Here is an 18,096-nt window from a genome sequence, read left to right on the forward strand (position 1 = left end):
AAAATCACCCTCATGTCATCGCCCCCCATTACAGAAAAGCCTTTGAATCGAGTTCAAAAAAAGCGCGATATCTCTATCGCGCTTTTTCGACTTTATCTCTATCACTGGGTAATCGACTTACACTGTCACCGTCACTTTTTTCGCCAATGACATCGCAAGGTTATTGTCGTAATACGCCGCTTCATTGATGAAATGCGGATAGGCCTCATAATCGCCGTCCCAAGTGATCACCGATCCATCAAACAAGGTGAAAATAGGGTCACCATGACGTAACACTGTAAAGTCAGCGTCTTGCACATTGCGGTGCACCATACCGATACGCTCACCGTTTTCATCTTCCGGTAACTTCAAAGTTTCATGGTATTTGTACGCATCAAACGTGGCGGGTAATTCAGGGACATCATTACGGTTGTGTAAATCAACAAAATCAAGAATATGGCCGGTCATTGCATCCATCCAGTCCAAGACATCCTGACGAATGACCGACTGCGGCTGTGGCCCCACTTCCACGATGACACCTTGCTCGGCAATAGAGCATAAGAAATGGTGCTCCGTCACTGACACTTCATCTTCCAATACAATCACGGCTTCCGGCATCTTGGCTTTTACGTACGCGCCTAATTGGCGGTTAAAGCGGTCTTGCTGAAGCAAGATCAATGATGGCCCCATGTTACTGGTGGTGTTGTGCAGATCGATAATGAAATCGGTTTTCGCCTCGCCTTTTGGACCAAGCTGGGCATTAATGGCTTTCGCACGGCTTTGCTCATAATTCGCCAACTCAGGATTGGCGAGATCCGCCACACCGAACTGGCGGTTCATATCGCAATCTAAATAACGCTTGTTTGCATCAAAGGCTTGCGGGTTGGCGAAAACGGTTTGGGTGGTAAAACTGCCACGTGTAATATCAGCGGTTTGCTGCTGCCATTTACGCAACAGGTAAATACCGCTGAATTCATTGCCGTGGGTGCCGCCAACAATGGCGACCTTGTCTATGCTCTTCGTCCCTGTAGTCACAGTTTAGGCTCACTCTGTCTGAAAATGAAAAAGGTGATACCCAACGAATACCAGTTTCGCACCCATTTTTCCAGCAAAAGCTACAGCGGACGCGTTTGTGCCAACTTCAGGTAAGCATGCAACTCACCATTTTTGTATTCAATCGCCGAATGAATACTGCTGTCCTGATTGGCCACAACTGCGCAATAGTACGCGTTGTCGCCTTTTTCGATGTGTAATTCAAGCATGCCATCCACCAGCTGCCACTCACCCACGGTTTTTTCACGCTTAAACAAGGTGAACTCTTCCAACGTGCCATTGGGGTAAAGCACCAGCTCTGTGATGTAACCGGCACTGCAGCTTTTGATCCAGCGTTGACTGGCAATTTCATCATGATGAAAGTTACGCTTGGTGGCTAACCAAAGGTTCAGCGCCTGCTGCTCTTCCGCTTCCGGTTGTGGTAGGGCATCCAATGCCAGCAACCTGACACGGGCAGATTCACGATAAAACAATTGCAACAGTTGCTGCGTTTTTTTTGCCATTTTTCGCTCCAAACAATCAGACAACACAGGCGAACAAACCTGCTGATAAGTGACCTGAGCGACCTCAGGTTTGTGGGTACAATGTAGAGCCAGCCTGATGACAAATCTAGTGATTGTACGATGGAGTCACGATAATGTTACACCGGTCAAAAATTCACTTTTCCGCGCATCACTTTCGTCTGGCCACGCTGTGATTTTTGATCCATACGACGACGCTGAGATGAGCGGGTCGGTTTGGTGGCATGGCGGGTACGCTGCTGTACCATCGCGGCACGAATAAATTCGGCTAAACGATTCAAAGCATCTTCACGGTTTTGCTCTTGCGTGCGGAATTGCTGCGCCTTAATAATAATGACGCCTTCTTTGGTGATGCGGCTGTCAGACAATGCCAGCAGTCGCTCTTTATAATGCGGGGGTAACGTCGAGCGATGGATATCAAAACGCAGATGTATGGCACTCGAGACTTTATTTACGTTTTGTCCGCCCGCACCTTGTGCGCGGATAGCGGTTAACTCAATTTCCCAATCGGCCAGTTGAACAGTATTTGAAATGGTAAGCATGGTGTCTCAATATAAACAAGAATATATCAAGTATACCCGCAAGCCGTGCCTAATAGCGAGTCTGAGACCGCTCTCGGCATCGCGCAGGACGACCACACCGCTAACACGGTTCATGCCTTTCTATCAGTCAAAGGTACTCGCTGTTTATGGCGACGACAACGTTCAGAGCAGTATTTCACCTGCTCCCAGCATGCCTGCCATTTCTTGCGCCAACGAAATGGCCGCTGGCACACAACGCAGTTTTTTTGCGCAAGCTGTGATTTTTTCATAACGCCACACATCACCCGCAGTGACACCGCGAAATGCCTTGTCCGTGATTCGTGTCCGTTAATACGTTAGACAAACTGCATCGGTTCAGTGACGTCACAGGGGGCATAGCGAACAACGCTCACACACCCAATTTAAAGATCTGTGCCATCAGCAAGAGCCACAGCCCTACCCCAATCATCGCATAAGCACTAAAAATCAGGCATACCTTCAGTTTGTAGAGAAAGCACGATAACAACATACGACCCCCTATTGCCTATTAGCCGTCGCCAACATGGCTCCGTCCAGGCGCAACACCACCTTAACATTGCTGACTATAGGCTGAATAAGAGGCGGATCACTGTCTGATCAAATAGGAGAAGAGAGTCGAGAATATTTGAGAATAAGGCAGCAGTTTTACCGCATATTAACGTCGGAGCAGGGATGATTCTTAGACTTACCCAACGCTTTATGCGGGAGCGCCTTCCAACGCGTCAATGTCCCTTTCTGCCGAAACCGGTGGTATTTGCAGGTTATTTTCATCCCTGGATTTCACACGAAACTGCAGCGGGGTGACGCCATATTTTCGTTTAAATACATCACAGAAATACGCGGAACTGCCAAAGCCGGCACGATGGCTGACTTGCAAAACAGAATAGTTTGAAAACGTCAAGTAATTAAGCGCAACGCCCATTCGCACATCCAGCACTAACTGACTAAACGACATGCCTTCTTTAGCGAGGTGACGTCTTAACGTAGATGGCGTGGTAAACAGACGATTAGCGACTTCTGCCATCGTCCATTTGCACTGCGGATCCTGCATGATAATGCGGGCAATGGTGCGCTCTTTGGGTTCATCGTAGTCATAACGCAGCGTGTTATACAAGTCGACACCTTGCTCTGCGATGGCTTTCAGAATGAAATACAGGCTTTGATTTAAAAAAACCTGCTCCATTGTTTTTTCTTGCAAATGGGGTAGAAGTTGTTGAATCAACAAAAATTGTTGGCACACACTGGCTGGCGTATTCAGCGCATAAATACGTTCACACTGGGACTGCGTACCGTTTTTCGCGATATACTGGATGCCGCGCAACAGTTCAGCCAACACGCCTTCGTTAATCGTAATTTTCTGCACCTTCACCGAGGCATAAGTCGATGAGACATTACACGACACATAACTGCAGTTAGGCACAATGATCAGCATATCATCACTGAGATCGATATCCATCCCGTTAATACTGACGAGACCTTCACCATTTTCCACGTGCACAAGCACGCTTTCATCAATGTAAAATTCTTTTAAAATGATGTGTTTATCTGATATCAGTTGATCATACTTCATGGGGAATCACTCAGTGAGCAATGACGCGACTTATCTATTTGACAATGTCAGGAAGCGTATTCACCCCACACTCAAATAAACCGCCATTGCATACGAAACCCCTCAAGTATATGAATATCTGGCCATAAAAGCCCTTCAAAAATGCGCATTTATGGCATTATCCGCCTATATCTGAACGTCTTGAGCAAATATCTATATCGTGATTACTCATTTGCTGACTGTATACCAAAAAAAACACCTCGCCAAAGCGAGGTGTTTTCATTATGGGCTTGCTGAGTATCGTATTAGAACGCGTACTCGGCTTCTAAGCCCCAGTTACGACCCGGCTGCGTACGGCGATCAAGGCCACTTTTGTCCTTCGCAAAGCCCGCGACATCGTTGTAGTCCCAGTACTTCACATCAAAGGCATTGAACAAGCCGGCACGCACAGTTAAATCCTTCATCGGGCGATAGTATGCTGTCATATCCGTTACGGCATAGCCCGGTGCTTTCACGTTATCAACACCGTTTGCGTTGCTCCAGTCATCGCCAGATTTACCCGCTACCGCTTTCATCGACACTTTGCCGCCGTAGGTGTCATCCTCATTGGCATAGCCCACAGCCATGTAAGCGGTTAACGGTGCAACGGTATCAATCGCATCACCGGTATCTTTGTCTTTGCCTTTGGCGTACGCCAGACTCATATCAGAGTACATGCCGACGGGTGCGCCTGCGAGCGTTGCCAGATCCACCTGTGCAGACACTTCTGCCCCGTAGATTTCGGCACGGTTGACGTTCTGTGTTGTCCACACTTCTTTGCTGGATGGGTCGTTAGGATCTTCGCCTTCAATCATGCGATCTTCAATGAAGTTTTTGTAATCGTTGTAGAAAACCGACATCGCCACACGGCCGTAAGCATTGTTAATACGAAGACCGGCTTCATAAGACGTGCTTTCTTCTGCTTCCAGATCCGGGTTAGGGATAAACGTCACACCCTGATCGTAGAAGTAGTACAAGTCTTGCAGTGTCGGCGCTTTGAAGCCCTGGCTCACCTGTGCAAACGTACTGTAGGTCTCGTTCCAGTGGTACACGGCACCCAAGCGACCGGTCAGCGCATCATTCTTGCCTTCTTCGTAATCACTGTCACCCTTAGGCTTCGAGCGGAACGAATCGTAACGCAAACCCGCATTCAGCACTAACGCTTCATCCATCAAAAACATTTGATCCTGAACGAAAATACCCCATTTTTCCGATTCCGCATTCGGTACTTCCGGTGAGGCATCCGTCGCCACACCCGTATCACGATTGATGTTGCGGTAATCCAGTGTGAATTCATTGCTGACGTAATTCACGCCATACACCACTTCGTGGTAGCTGCTTTCCAGTTCAAAGGCTTTGTTGAACTGGACATCTGCCTGCCAAGACTCATCCTCACCATTACGCTGGCGGTTACGATTTTGCGAGCTGAAAACCGAGCCATTTTTCTTGATGGTCAGATTATCCAAGTTGTCGTGATTTGATTCGGTTTTCAGATAAGCGACACGCCAATCCAATTTATCGAACGCGGCGTTATTAGCCTGCCACTCATGCTCGAAACTGTAACGTTGGCGTTTATCCGCATCTTTCGCACGTGTATCAGAATATTCATACACCGTCGGCCCCATATTGATGGTGTCGCCTTCATCCGACAAACGCGTCACGTCTTGATCTCGGCTAAAGGATTCAACAGAAATGCCGACGCGGTGTGCATCGTTGATTTGATAAAAAGCTTTCGCAAGAATGTTATTGGAATCAAAATCTAACGGATCTGCCGCACCACGATCTTCGCCGGTAATATCCGGACCACCGTAGGTTTCCGTTTCATGCCCTTGGCGGTAGGTATACATCAACAAGGTTTCCAGATCGCCAGTGCGGTTTGCCACCGTTGCTGTGCTCTTGAAGCTGTCATCGACGCTGTAGTAACCCGTCTTGATACTCGCGTGGGTATCATCCCCTTCTTTTGCCAGCAAATCAGACGGATTCTTGGTACGCATGATCACCGCACCCGCCAATGCATCACTGCCGTACAAGCTAGAAATAGGCCCTTTGTTGATTTCAATACGCTGCAGGGTATCGGTTTCAAAGGTATTGTTATATTTACGCATTACGTCGGCACCTGGGTTATAAGTGCCCGGCATTTCAACGCCATCAACGATGGTTTTTACATAGTTTTCATCACGGCCACGAATATTGAATCCGCTCAGGCCAAAACGGCCATTGCCTGACATCGACACACCGGGTTCCGCTTCCACCGCTTGTTTCAGGTTCTGGGCCAAATCATTATCAATATCTTGACTAGTGACCACATCCACAGAAGCCGCTACGTCACGTACACTTTGTTCACTTCGGGTCGCAGAAACAACTACTTCATCAAAGGTATAAACATCTTGAGCCACTGCACTGCCTGAGCACAGTAAGCCAACCAACAACGCTAGTTTATTTTTTTTGATTGTCATCATGAATTCACTCTTGTGTTTAGGCATAGACATGCCATCACGCTGAAACAGCGCTAACTTTCCTGTTATTAATTGTGTAAATGTTTTTACGAAAAATCGTTCTTACTAAAGTATCTCTTACGCACATTAGAATAATGACTAACAGCAAAAATAAGAGAACGGTAAAAATAGCTTTTGGTAAAAACGCGTTTAAAACCCTTTCGGGGAAATAAAGTTAGTCAGTAAATGTCAACTGACTTAAATAAGTATGACTCTTTGAACTGAATAATCTCTTATATCCCTCTCCTCATTTTTATTTTTATGTTCTTATTAGCAATGTTATTTTTAATCGATACCGCGCAGTATCATGCACTCACCAAGAGGTTGGCGAGTGCATATCATTTATCAAGTGACACAATACTAACGAATGTCGATTATCCGTTTTGATGGGCTTTCATATTTTGTACGTGACCTTCATCTAAGTGCACGACAGAAAGCAGATCTTCACCAGTTACATCAAAGGCTTGACCAAAGCCTTTCACATAACGGCCAATCACCGGGTTTAAGCGATACAAGTGGAAATCGCCAAGTTGGCTCAGGTTGCCAATCATCTCTCCTAGGCGAGTTTCCATCACGTCGATAGCGGTTTTCCAATGGTCAGAATCACGGTCTACAAGTTCCGCTTGCGTATCAAAAGACAAACGACGACGAGCGAAAATAGTACGCGCTTCGCTTTCATCTTCAATCATCATAATAGAAACCGCTTTACACGCTTTTAAATTACGACCGTGCTGTGCCAAGTCACTCACCAAAATATAATATTCCTGCTCAGAGAAAGCGAAAGGGGCATAACTGGTGTGAGGTTTACCGTCTTTATCAACGGTTCCTAATTGCAATGTTTTTCGTGCATCACGAAATGCTTGAATTTCTGGCCCTAAACGGTTTTGTAGACGCTCTGCCTTCTCCATCATTGTGCCTGTTCCTTTTTCATGTCGTTAAACAGTGCAATTTGCTCTGGAAACAGTTGGCGCTTTTTATCGCGGCCCAGATAAATCTTAAATACACAGTGACCGGTGTGATCATAAAAACCGATATAATGACTTTCTGTCCCACGGAATGGCTTGCTGACAAACGCAATATCCGAGACCAAATCTAAACGCAGGTGACCGTTTAATTGGCCGTCACGCCCCATCAGGTTGTAGTAACCGTGTGCCACTTTACCTTTCGGAAAGTCCGCTTTAAATTCAAATACTGAACCGCCGGAATGGACAATAGTCGTTACCTTGCCCCAAGTCGGCATGGCTTCCAAAATGGTTTGAGCCAATGCGCCTACGGCGTGAGTGACCATGGTTTCAGGCAGTGCCAGTGTGATCTCGCCTTCTGTGAGCGATAATGCCTCGGCCATGTTTGACACAGGGGTATGTTCATCTTCCGCCAGGTACGCGGCAACACGTGCCTTCGTTTCTGCGGTAACAGTAATGGTGGGTTGCATGCTCTTGCTTCTCCTAAACGGCCTTACTTTCTTCATTATTCATGAACAACGCGGGCTCACCTTATGCGGCCATCGTTGTTGTGTTGTTCTGTAATACTTCAATCAAGTTTTGTGCCAACGTGACGGCCCAAAATTGCCCCGCCAATGTCAGCGACAGGTATCCGTGCTGACCCTCCTGTTCGAGAGTCACTAACCCGTTTTTCTGCCAGACCGCAAATAACGGTGTCAGGGCCTGAAACATGCCCGCTCCTGCTACTCGGTCCAATTGACGCTGCGCTAACACACCCGCATCAAACCCAGACTTAATAACCGCTGACACAGCTTTGTTTGCCGGTGCCATCATCAACATGGTGACAGGGTGCTGCTTGGCTTTAATCGCTGCAATGTAACTGTCCATATCACGGTTTTGCATCATCTGACAGCCATTGATATTGCCGCCTGCGCCTGCGCCCAAAGGCATGATCTCTGCAGTGGTCTTTGCTAATGAATTATAGATACTGCGTTCGCGGTTATCTGATGCCCAGTGGTTCACACTCAAACGACGTTGGTGGTGTTTCGCCATAAAGGCCACACCCATTTCAAACATGCTTGCTTTCATTTGGGTGTCAGCAGGATGCGGTAACTTACCTTGCTCAACCATGCGCGCCATCGGCAAGCCCTGCATTTCAATTAATTGATACAGGTCGACACCGTGAGCGCCGGAATCTAGATAGTCATGCAAGTCTTGTTGCCAAATCTCTAATGTTTGATGCGGCAAGCCGTACAGTAAATCCAGCACAATCGGCGCAGCGTTGTATGAGGCCAAACGGTTGATGGTTTCCAATACCGTGTCACGATCATCAAAACGTTTAGCACTTTTACGCACGTCGGTATTAAAGCTTTGCACACCAAACGAAAAACGGTTTACACCCGCCTCTAATGCTGCTTCAAACTTATCCAAACCAAAGCGATTAACTCGACCTTCAAGGGTGATTTCGCAATCTGGCGTGAGAGGGAAATAACGGCGCACATCCGACACTAAATCGTGGATATGGCCAGCAGAGAGATCGGTAGGTGTACCGCCACCAATGTAGACCGCTTGAAACGGCGCGGCTTGTGTCCAGGCTTCGGCCGCTTTCCAGCGAATTTCTTCGCGCAGCGCCTCCATATAGGTATCAATCAGCGATTTACTGGATGCGTATTGGAAGAAGTTGCAGTACGTACAACGCACACGACAGAAAGGGATATGAATATACAAACAGCGTGGGGCATGTGTATCGCTCGGCACTAACGCATGCGCTGCTTGCAACGAAGATTGAATAGCTTCGCCCATGATAGGACGTGTCATCCCGCCGGCATGGGCACTTTTCTTACGCTGGAATGCGAAACGAAGCGGATCGGGCGTATCTCGTCCCACCAGTTCTACATCATGTAAATCAAACTTCATCGCCTGAACAACCTCTACGATCTCTACTACAGATAAACAGCCGCCGCGTTTTCCGGCCTGTTTTCAATTCGTTGCTATAATATCGATCACAAAAGAGAATGCAACTGATAATTGATCTCATTACCATTCGCGTGCATAATGCTCACACTTTTGATTACTTCACAACGCAGGAGAGAGTGTGAACACTCGGCGGTACGTAGTTTGTGGTGTCGTTTCTATTGCACTACATAGTTTGGCCATTTCAGCCCAACAACCTGTTCAAGAAATCTTTGCCGTTGAGGATACTCAAACTGGGCAACGCGTGGCTATTCAGTTAGTCGCCAGAGCGACGCAGGCTGAAGTACCAGCCCCTGAGCAGAAGCCTGAACCTAAACCAAAGGTCGTTGAACCGACGCCTCAGCCACCCGTACCGAAACCGGTTAAACCCGACATAAAACAACCAACACCCAAGAAGGTGGTGAAAGCCGTACCTAAGCCTAAGCCGACACCTAAACCAGTGCCAAGACCGGAACCAAAGCCGAAAAAGGTAAAGCCTCCGGTCACTCAAGCCGTTAAAAAAACGGAAAAAAAAGTGGTTGAACCGATCAAGAAGCCGCGCCCTCAGCGTCCTGTCAGTGAAAACCCGAATCCGGTGACACCGCAAACTACGGCTAATGCAGATATGAATCAGGCAAAGGACAGTGCACCAAAACTGATTGATCGCCCCACGTTTAAGGTGCACCCCACACAACCGACTTACCCGCGTATAGCAAGACGAAAAGGACTGGAAGGCAATGTATTGCTGGAAGTCTGGCTTGATGAAAAAGGCGAGCAAACCCGACTTGAAATCGCAAAAAGCTCCGGCCATGCCGTGCTTGATGAGGCGGCCATGAAGGCCGTGAAGAAGTGGCGTTTCAATGGTTACCAGGAAAACGGTACCCGTTTGGCGCATCGCGTGAAAATCCCTGTTCGTTTTAATTTGGACTGATCATGTTAAACCTAGAATTTTTCTCCTCTATCCACGCTCAGCTTGGCCTGATGACCTGGCCACTGACACTGCTTTCTGTACTGATGATGATGCTGATCATTGAGCGTTTGATCTTTGCTGCCCTTAACAGCAAGACGAACAGTAAAAACTTGCAACGTGAATTGGATCAACTCTCTCTCAAAGATGACAGTCAATTAGAACAGTACGTTGCGGCCCACCAGCATGACAAAAATACCCTCTCGCAAGGGTTGTGCATGTTGATCGGTCACCGTGAATTCACCAAATCCCTGCGTGAAGAAGCGGTCAGCATTTGGCTACAGAAAAAGCGCCGCCAATTCACCTCTGGCTTAAAGCTACTCAACATTATCGGTGTACTCAGCCCGTTGATCGGCTTGTTGGGTACCGTGCTAGGCCTGATTGAAATGTTTAAAGGCTTGTCTTCCACCCAAGGGGCGATTTCTCCGGCGGAATTGGCCGATGGGTTGGGTCTGGCCATGGCAACAACGGCTGCAGGCTTGCTCATTGCCCTGCCCGCCATTGCCTCTTCACAGCTCTTTTCTCTGTGGGCAGATAAAACACTGGCGAAAATCGAATACATCCTGAATCACTTCAATCTGCATTTGGCGGGCGTGTCCTTCAATGATAACGGCATTTGCCCGGTGCAAACCTGTACTACGCCATGTGCCAGCCAGCACACGACTGAAACAAAACACTGCCAAACGCATAGCGCCAATGATGCACCCCGTTTTAACCCAACGGAAAACGTCGCATGATTCAGTCTCGCCCTGCGAACGATGAATCTTCATTCGTTCCCGATTTAACCCCGTTACTCGATATTATTTTTATCGTGATGGTGTTTTTGTTGCTGACGGCCAACATCCAGATCCAAACCATGGAAGTGGCTATCCCACAAACAGAAGAAAGTAAAGTCTTGAGCCCAGCCGATGAAGATATGCTTGCCATCACCGTTCTGGCCGGCGAGGCGTCATGGGCACTGCAAGGAACGCCTTATCCCGACTGGGCAGCGTTTACCGCCGCTTTTATGAAAGATCGCCAAAGCCACCCGAATAAACCGGTTGTCATTGCGGCAGACAAACAAGCCAGTGTTGAGAACATGCTGAAGGTTTTAGCCTTCTTGCAGAGTAACAACATCAATGCCACCAATATCGTTATGGAAGAAGAATAATCATGTCACACCGTCACTCACACAAAGCCTATAAAAAAGCGTTTAAAAACACATTCACCACGGCTGCCCTGCTGGTAGCCACCTTATGCAGCCCACTATCCATGGCAGAAACACCACGCATTATCAGTGCGGGATCCACCGTGACAGAACTCTTGTTCGCTTTAGGGGCCGACAAAGAAGTGGTGGCGGTTGATCTCACCAGTCGCCATGCATTAGCCGGTCGTGAGATTCCGGTCGTTGGCTATCACCGCCAATTAACCCCTGAAGGGTTGCTCGCCCTGAACCCGACGCATTTGATCGGTTCGCCGGACATGGGACCGGATACCACGCTAAAATTACTGCAATCTAGCGGCGTGACCATCACAACCCTACCGACAGGCAATACCTTGACGGACTTCAACCAACGCGTCGATACGCTGGCGGATCTCACCGATACCGAAGCCAAAGGGGAAGCCATCAAAACCGACATCGCTCAGAAAGTCACCAAACTGAAACAAGCGGCACCAGCGCACAAACCCAAAGTCATGTTCATGATGATTTCAGATGGCCGTCCACTCACCGTTGCCGGTGATGAAACGACAGTCAATACCGTGATTGAACTGGCCGGCGGCGTAAACCCAGCGGCAGCCACTACCACCAGCTATAAGCCCCTTTCCTCCGAAGCCATTGTGGAAATGCAACCTGATTACATTTTGATTTCTCAACGCACGCTGGACCAAATTAATGGTATTGAAGGGGTACTAAAACAACAACCTTTGCTGGCGGCAACGCCTGCCATGCAGAACGGCAACATCGTACCCATTCAAGGGGCTGCGATTTTAGGGGGATTTGGACTGGCAAGCTTAGATTTAGCGACCTCACTCAATGCCGAATTTAACCATACGCACGCTGTTGCTAGCTCGAAGTAGAAATCACACCGAACATGATGAACGATATTATGACCCGCCGAGTACCAGTGCGCTTATTACTGGTCATGATGGCGATTTTGCTTTACGTCGCGGTAGTCAGTTCCATTGCCCTTGGCCCGATGGATATTGGCTTTATGGCCAGCATGAAAGCTTTAATGCCACTGGACCTTCTATCACACGTTGAACTGCCAAATTACGCGACGGTGATCATCCAGCAAGTACGCTTGCCGCGTACCCTGCTGGCCATTGCCATTGGTGGCATTCTGGCAATTTGTGGCACCGTGATGCAGGGGTTGTTCCGCAACCCACTGGCCGATCCCGGTATCATCGGTGTGTCTGCTGGTGCCTCATTAGGCGCGGCAATTGCCATCGTGGTATTTGGCGGCATGATCGAAAACACCGTTCTGTTAACACTGGGGACGGTGCCGGTATTTGCCTTTATCGGCGGTGCGTTAGCGACCTTTGCGATTTATTACTTGGGCACGAGCCAGCAAGGTACCTCTGTCACTATCATGCTGTTAGCAGGGGTGGCATTAGGCGCGATGGCGGGGGCCGCATTGGGATTGCTCAACTACTTTGCTGACGATCAAGCACTGCGTGATTTGTCCCTGTGGACAATGGGTTCACTGGCCGGCGCGTCTTGGGATGCGATTGTACTGGCGTATGTCTCACTGGCCATTTTAGCGATTTGCTACCAGCGTCAGGCAAAAGCGTTAAACGCCTTATTACTCGGTGAAGCCGAAGCGCGCCATTTGGGGATCGATGTACAACGCCTCAAACGCAACCTGATCTTACTGACTGCGGCGGGCGTGGGTATTACGGTTGCCCTGTCCGGCATGATTGGTTTTATCGGCTTGGTGATCCCACACATCGGTCGCATGCTGATTGGCCCCGATCACCGCTCGCTACTGCCCGTTTCCCTTGTATTAGGTGGGTTTGTCCTACTGGTGGCCGACATGATCGCCCGTACCGTTGTCGCGCCGCTTGAAATCCCGGTTGGGATAATCACTGCCGCCATTGGTGCGCCGTTCTTCCTCAGCTTACTACTGAAACAACGAGGTCGCTTAGCCTGATGTCTATTGAAATCAATCATGTTTCCCTCAAGCTGGGCAATAAAGTCTTACTGGATAACGTATCGACCACGTTCCATGCCGGTCAGCTGACAATTATTCTGGGGCCGAACGGCACAGGGAAAAGCAGCTTGCTAAAAATCATTACGCAGGAATGGGAAACCGATGGGAACCTGCGCTTTTTCGGCAAGACCGCCCAAGAATGGAAACCGGCTGAACTGGCAGCATCGCTAGGAGTACTGCCTCAATCCAGCTCACTGACGTTTGCGTTTACCGTAACAGAAGTGGTCGAACTCGGTGGGTTAACCTTGAGTCTGCCACAGCGACAGATCGCCGCCATTGCACAAGAGAACATGCAAAAGACCGATGTCGCGCATCTGGCGCAGCGCCTGTACCCAAGTTTATCGGGAGGCGAGAAACAGCGTGTTCATTTGGCCCGTATCCTGACTCAGCTTTCTGGTTCCCCTCGTCCACCGATTTTACTGTTGGATGAACCGACCTCTGCGTTGGATATTGGCCACCAACACAAAACGCTGCAATTGGCCAAAGCACAGGCTCAGGCAGGGGCAACCGTGGTGGCGGTGATCCATGATTTGAATCTGGCTGCGCAGTATGCCGATCGTATTCTGATCTTAAATCACGGCCATATCGTGGCAGATGGCACGCCGGCAGACGTTTTAGTAGCAGAGACCATTGAGCACGTCTATGGCTGGCCGGTACAAGTCATCCCTCATCCAACTGAAGCGTATCCGGTTGTGATGAGCTAACGCAAAAGACCCTCCCTATAAGCATAGAGAGCGGGTCTTTTTCTTCGGATGGGCTACCGGGTTTATTGGCCTTTGAAAAAGGCGACAGCAGATTGAGAAGTGGTTATGACCGCAACTTAACGCTCGCCTTGTACTTCAAACTCATCACTGACCAAGCGGGCTTTACCATCAGCCTGTACCACCCAATGTTCACGGTGTACCACACCAAACGCTTTATTCATGGTCCAAGCAGCAGACAGGAGGAAGCCATCATCTCCCTCAGGTGTCCACGTCACGTCGGTGTAATCCACCTCTGCGAACCCTTGATCCATAATATTTTGCCAAAAGCCTTCAATCTCTTCACGACCGGTAAAGGTCCCAAAAGGGCGCGCCGTCATCACACAGGCTTCGTCATACTGTGCTGCACAGCCTTTGGCATCTTGTTGGTTGAACGCCTGCTGCCACGCAGCAATAGCGGCCTGACACGCGGTAAGAATAGATGCACTCATGGTGTTGTCCTTATTCATTTTATTCAGTGGAAACAAAAACGGTATGCCATGAGTCTAGCCATTTCATTAAAAGGGAAAAACAGGCATATTAGAACGTACTGTTAAGTTTTATAGAACAATCAAATGCACCGATTACGCCAGATGTCCGTTTTTGCCCATATCGTCGAAGCCGGCTCCCTTACCGCCGCCGCCGAGCAACTCAATGTGTCCAAATCGGTGATCAGCCAGCACCTGAAAGCGCTGGAAACCGAACTGGGGGTGGCATTGCTTAAACGCACGACCCGCCGCCAATCCCTCACCAGTGCCGGTCAGGCCTTTTATCAAGAGTGCACAAAACTCAACCAACTGGCTGAATCCGCCTGGCAACACGCATTGGACAGCCAACAACAACCGCAAGGTGAGATCACCATTACCGCCTCAGATGCCATGATGGCGACCTTGGTTGTCCCCGCTATTGCCTCACTGATGCAGCAGTATCCTGCTATTCGTCCGACCTTGATCAGTGATGATCAACCGCTGAATCTCATGGCCAATCATATCGATCTGGCGATTCGCGTCGGGCCATCGACAGAAGACGCACTGAAACAACGTCGTATCGGCGCGTTTCGGGACGTGTTGTGCGGCACCGCAGCGCTGCTCACAGACACCCAACCGGAAAAACTCGGTTATATTGCCAACCAATGGCAACCCCAACACATTGCACACACATTAATGTGTCCCAATCACACCGAGCAGCACTTCATCCCCTCGGTAATCTGCCGAGCGGATTCCTTTCATACCTGTATGAGTTTAATTGATGCGGGGGTGGGCATAGGCTTAGTACCTGACTATATTTTTGCGCAGAAACAGCCCTTGCTCTCAGCGGTCTTTCCTGAGCACCAACTGCCGCTAAACCCCATTTATGCTTTGCACCCGTTTATGCAGCATACACCGCTGTCGGTACACGCTTGTATCGGGGCTATTGAACGACAATTGCAGCATATCCAAGCGTTTTCTCACCCAGACACCCGTTCATTATAGAGAGAGAAAATGAATAACGGCTAGTTGAATTTAATGCAGGTTTGCAGGAGAGGATTATAAACTTCATGCTGACGCATACAGTCTTCGAGGTGTTTGTAGTCCAAATACTGGAAAACGCACAGCATGAAAACGGCGACGATCATGCCGACAAGAGATAGCTTCATCAGCCCTCTTTTTTTGCGATTGAGGGCGTACAGCATCAACGCCACAGACGCTGGCGCAATACTCATAAAGAATGGTTGTAGATCAAAAACAGACAAGAACACAGGCAATCCATCACGCCAAAAAACACCAATGGCTCGCCATCATACGCCCAAGGCATACCCCCTGACAAAGCAAACTTCGTCTTCAGTGCAACTTTCCTTTTTTCCCACCAACATCACTACAACATTGCACCTACACGGTGAAAACATGGCACAAACAGAGTAAAAACCTGCTGAAAATACACACAACATGTTGCGCATTTTCCATTCACAAAAAGCATATTATTTCTGATGCGAATCACATTTTCCCGTGTTTTAACGTGCATGAGGAAACGTTTGCTTTTACATTTAGCGCCATCGAAACGTTTGCGTAATCGTTTCGATGGCAAAAAAGACACATTGTTAGGCATTTCCAATACACGGCAATCCTTCTTACGCATTACATAACGTGAATAGCAAAGGTTCAGGCATGAAAAAAAGCGCACTTATCAATTCAGAGCTGTCTTACTTAGTCGCCACACTTGGCCACACGGATGAAGTGACCATCTGCGACGCAGGGCTACCGATCCCTGACAATACACAGCGTATTGATCTGGCGTTGACCGCAGGCGTCCCGACCTTTATCCAAACCGTGGCGGCGGTACTGGGTGAAATGCAAATCGAAGGCGTGGTGATGGCAGAAGAGTTCAAACTCGTCAGCCCACAGCACCATGACGCGCTACTGAGCCTGATCCACCAAGAAGAAACACTATGCGGCAAAACCATTACGGTTTCTTATGTCTCGCATGAAGACTTCAAAGCACAGACCCAAAACAGTAAGGCGGTGATCCGCACTGGCGAATGTACCCCCTATGCCAATGTCATTTTTCAAGCTGGCGTCGTTTTTTAATCGCGACCAATACTAAACACTGCAAGGAAATGAGATGAAAGAGCCCATTTTAGCGCTTAAAAACATCGAAAAAGCATTCCCCGGCGTAAAAGCGTTAGACAAAGCCAGTTTGAATGTCTACCCCGGCAAGGTCATGGCCTTAATGGGCGAAAACGGGGCGGGTAAGTCTACCCTGATGAAAACCCTGACCGGCATTTATGCCATGGATGCGGGTGAGATCCATTATGAAGGCCAACCGGTGAATTTTCAGGGGCCACGCCACTCGCAAGAGGCAGGCATCGCCATTATTCACCAAGAACTGAACCTGATCCCTGAACTCACGATTGCGGAAAACATCTTCCTAGGTCGCGAGTTAACCAATGCATTTGGCGCGATCAAGTGGACGCACATGTACCGAGAAGCCGATGCTCTATTGCAGCGTCTTAACGTCAAACACAGTTCTCGCACCCTGCTTGGCGATCTGAGCTTGGGCGAACAGCAAATGGTAGAGATTGCCAAAGCGCTGTCGTTCAAATCGAAAGTCATCATCATGGATGAACCGACCGATGCACTGACAGACACCGAAACCGAATCCCTGTTCTGCGTGATCAATGAACTGCGCGACGAAGGCACGGGCATTGTTTACATTTCTCACCGCTTGAAAGAAATCTTCACCATTTGTGATGACATCACCGTGCTGCGTGATGGCAAGTTCATTGGCCAGCGTGCCGTGGCAGACATTGATGAAGATAGCATGATCGAAATGATGGTCGGCCGTCGTCTTGATGAGCAATACCCACGCATTGAAGCGAAACACGGCACCACCTGCCTTGAGGTCAAAAACCTTTCAGGTGCTGGCGTGAACAACGTGAGTTTCACGTTAGATCGCGGCGAAATATTGGGTATTTCTGGCTTGATGGGCGCAGGTCGTACGGAATTGATGAAAATCATTTTCGGCGCACTGATCCGTGACTCTGGCGACATCGTGTTAGATGGCAAAACCATCAATCCGATTAACCCACAAGATGGCTTGGCCAACGGCATCGCTTACATCTCTGAAGACCGTAAAGGCGATGGCCTGATCCTCGGTTTGTCCGTGAAAGAAAACATGTCCATCTGTGCGCTTGAGCAACTGTCTAAAGGCATTCAGCTTAACCACGCTGACGAAGTCATGGCCGTGGACGACTTCATTCGTTTGTTCAATATCAAAACCCCAAGCCGTAACCAAATCATCGGTAACTTGTCCGGCGGTAATCAACAGAAAGTGGCGATTGCCAAAGGCCTGATGACCAAGCCAAAGGTCTTGATTCTGGACGAACCTACGCGCGGCGTTGACGTAGGCGCGAAGAAAGAAATTTATCAGCTGATCAACAAATTTAAAGCCGAAGGCATGAGCATCATCTTGGTTTCTTCTGAAATGCCAGAAGTACTGGGCATGAGCGACCGCATTCTGGTGATGCATGAAGGCAAGATCAGTGGCGAATTCATGGCAGCTGATGCCGATCAAGAAAAACTCCTTGCCTGCGCGGTAGGTAAACACATCAATGAGGTAGCAGCATGAGCAA

At 48.8% G+C, this 18,096-nt stretch carries 20 protein-coding genes; 9 read left to right on the top strand and 11 right to left on the bottom strand.

Features of this window, described 5'->3' with window-relative positions; genetic code table 11:
• Positions 1 to 117: 117 nt before the first annotated feature.
• From ACSF8W_RS02150 to hutW, 9 genes are all read right to left on the bottom strand, one after another.
• Positions 118 to 1,014: an aspartoacylase gene (locus tag ACSF8W_RS02150; RefSeq protein WP_500844626.1), complete on the bottom strand. Its 897-nt coding sequence runs from the start codon at positions 1,012 to 1,014 to the stop codon at positions 118 to 120.
• An 80-nt stretch (positions 1,015 to 1,094) separates the two neighbouring features.
• Complete coding sequence (locus ACSF8W_RS02155) at positions 1,095 to 1,535, bottom strand: hypothetical protein (protein ID WP_500844628.1); 441 nt, start codon at positions 1,533 to 1,535, stop codon at positions 1,095 to 1,097.
• Positions 1,536 to 1,681: 146 nt separating this feature from the next.
• Entirely contained in the window at positions 1,682 to 2,095 is a 414-nt protein-coding gene (gene arfB / locus ACSF8W_RS02160; protein ID WP_500844629.1) for an alternative ribosome rescue aminoacyl-tRNA hydrolase ArfB, read from the bottom strand.
• Between the two features lie 110 nt (positions 2,096 to 2,205).
• The gene (locus ACSF8W_RS02165) at positions 2,206 to 2,364 is read right to left on the bottom strand and encodes a DUF2256 domain-containing protein (RefSeq protein WP_500844631.1); all 159 of its coding nucleotides are present in this window, start codon (positions 2,362 to 2,364) and stop codon (positions 2,206 to 2,208) included.
• A 446-nt stretch (positions 2,365 to 2,810) separates the two neighbouring features.
• Positions 2,811 to 3,683, bottom strand: coding sequence for a helix-turn-helix transcriptional regulator (locus ACSF8W_RS02170; protein ID WP_500844632.1), 873 nt, complete (start codon positions 3,681 to 3,683; stop codon positions 2,811 to 2,813).
• A gap of 284 nt (positions 3,684 to 3,967) precedes the next feature.
• Entirely contained in the window at positions 3,968 to 6,157 is a 2,190-nt protein-coding gene (locus tag ACSF8W_RS02175; protein ID WP_500844990.1) for a TonB-dependent hemoglobin/transferrin/lactoferrin family receptor, read from the bottom strand.
• A 413-nt stretch (positions 6,158 to 6,570) separates the two neighbouring features.
• Positions 6,571 to 7,107, bottom strand: coding sequence for a heme utilization protein HutZ (hutZ, locus tag ACSF8W_RS02180; RefSeq protein ID WP_500844634.1), 537 nt, complete (start codon positions 7,105 to 7,107; stop codon positions 6,571 to 6,573).
• A complete protein-coding gene (hutX, locus tag ACSF8W_RS02185) occupies positions 7,104 to 7,628 on the bottom strand; it encodes a heme utilization cystosolic carrier protein HutX (protein WP_500844636.1) in 525 nt (174 codons plus the stop codon). Before hutX ends, hutZ begins: the two co-directional genes overlap by 4 nt.
• Before the next feature lie 61 nt (positions 7,629 to 7,689).
• Positions 7,690 to 9,054 carry a heme anaerobic degradation radical SAM methyltransferase ChuW/HutW gene (hutW, locus tag ACSF8W_RS02190; RefSeq protein WP_500844638.1) on the bottom strand — a complete coding sequence of 455 codons (1,365 nt, stop codon included), beginning with the start codon at positions 9,052 to 9,054 and terminating at the stop codon, positions 7,690 to 7,692.
• Positions 9,055 to 9,232: 178 nt separating this feature from the next.
• Here hutW and ACSF8W_RS02195 point away from each other — a divergent pair, with 178 nt between their 5' ends.
• The 6 genes from ACSF8W_RS02195 to ACSF8W_RS02220 are packed head-to-tail and all read left to right on the top strand — an operon-like array spanning position 9,233 to position 13,952.
• Positions 9,233 to 10,021, top strand: a complete 789-nt coding sequence (locus tag ACSF8W_RS02195) for an energy transducer TonB (protein ID WP_500844640.1) — start codon at positions 9,233 to 9,235, stop codon at positions 10,019 to 10,021.
• A gap of 2 nt (positions 10,022 to 10,023) precedes the next feature.
• Entirely contained in the window at positions 10,024 to 10,794 is a 771-nt protein-coding gene (locus ACSF8W_RS02200; RefSeq protein WP_500844642.1) for a MotA/TolQ/ExbB proton channel family protein, read from the top strand.
• On the top strand, positions 10,791 to 11,207 hold the full coding sequence (locus ACSF8W_RS02205; RefSeq protein ID WP_500844644.1) for an ExbD/TolR family protein: 417 nt from the start codon (positions 10,791 to 10,793) through the stop codon (positions 11,205 to 11,207). The genes ACSF8W_RS02200 and ACSF8W_RS02205 overlap by 4 nt, the downstream gene beginning before the upstream one ends.
• Positions 11,208 to 11,209: 2 nt before the next feature.
• Positions 11,210 to 12,115: a heme/hemin ABC transporter substrate-binding protein gene (locus ACSF8W_RS02210; protein ID WP_500844645.1), complete on the top strand. Its 906-nt coding sequence runs from the start codon at positions 11,210 to 11,212 to the stop codon at positions 12,113 to 12,115.
• Positions 12,116 to 12,132: 17 nt separating this feature from the next.
• Positions 12,133 to 13,188, top strand: coding sequence for a FecCD family ABC transporter permease (locus ACSF8W_RS02215; RefSeq protein WP_428477917.1), 1,056 nt, complete (start codon positions 12,133 to 12,135; stop codon positions 13,186 to 13,188).
• Positions 13,188 to 13,952, top strand: a complete 765-nt coding sequence (locus tag ACSF8W_RS02220; protein ID WP_500844647.1) for a heme ABC transporter ATP-binding protein — start codon at positions 13,188 to 13,190, stop codon at positions 13,950 to 13,952. The genes ACSF8W_RS02215 and ACSF8W_RS02220 overlap by 1 nt, the downstream gene beginning before the upstream one ends.
• 116 nt (positions 13,953 to 14,068) lie before the next feature.
• On the opposite strand, the gene ACSF8W_RS02225 is transcribed toward ACSF8W_RS02220, so the two are convergent.
• Positions 14,069 to 14,440, bottom strand: a complete 372-nt coding sequence (locus ACSF8W_RS02225) for a nuclear transport factor 2 family protein (protein ID WP_500844649.1) — start codon at positions 14,438 to 14,440, stop codon at positions 14,069 to 14,071.
• 123 nt (positions 14,441 to 14,563) lie between these two features.
• On the opposite strand from ACSF8W_RS02225, the gene ACSF8W_RS02230 reads away from it, so the two are divergent.
• On the top strand, positions 14,564 to 15,460 hold the full coding sequence (locus tag ACSF8W_RS02230; RefSeq protein WP_500844651.1) for a LysR family transcriptional regulator: 897 nt from the start codon (positions 14,564 to 14,566) through the stop codon (positions 15,458 to 15,460).
• A 20-nt stretch (positions 15,461 to 15,480) separates the two neighbouring features.
• Here the strand turns inward: ACSF8W_RS02230 and ACSF8W_RS02235 are convergent, their stop codons facing one another.
• Positions 15,481 to 15,624 (bottom strand): hypothetical protein, encoded by a 144-nt coding sequence (locus ACSF8W_RS02235; protein ID WP_500844652.1) that lies wholly within the window; start codon positions 15,622 to 15,624, stop codon positions 15,481 to 15,483.
• A 508-nt stretch (positions 15,625 to 16,132) separates the two neighbouring features.
• On the opposite strand from ACSF8W_RS02235, the gene rbsD reads away from it, so the two are divergent.
• Together rbsD and rbsA are read left to right on the top strand one after the other, a co-directional pair.
• Entirely contained in the window at positions 16,133 to 16,552 is a 420-nt protein-coding gene (rbsD, locus tag ACSF8W_RS02240) for a D-ribose pyranase (protein WP_500844654.1), read from the top strand.
• A gap of 34 nt (positions 16,553 to 16,586) precedes the next feature.
• Positions 16,587 to 18,092, top strand: a complete 1,506-nt coding sequence (gene rbsA, locus ACSF8W_RS02245; protein ID WP_500844656.1) for a ribose ABC transporter ATP-binding protein RbsA — start codon at positions 16,587 to 16,589, stop codon at positions 18,090 to 18,092.
• Positions 18,093 to 18,096: the final 4 nt, after the last annotated feature.

Source organism: Photobacterium sp. 270122K (genome assembly GCF_059941365.1).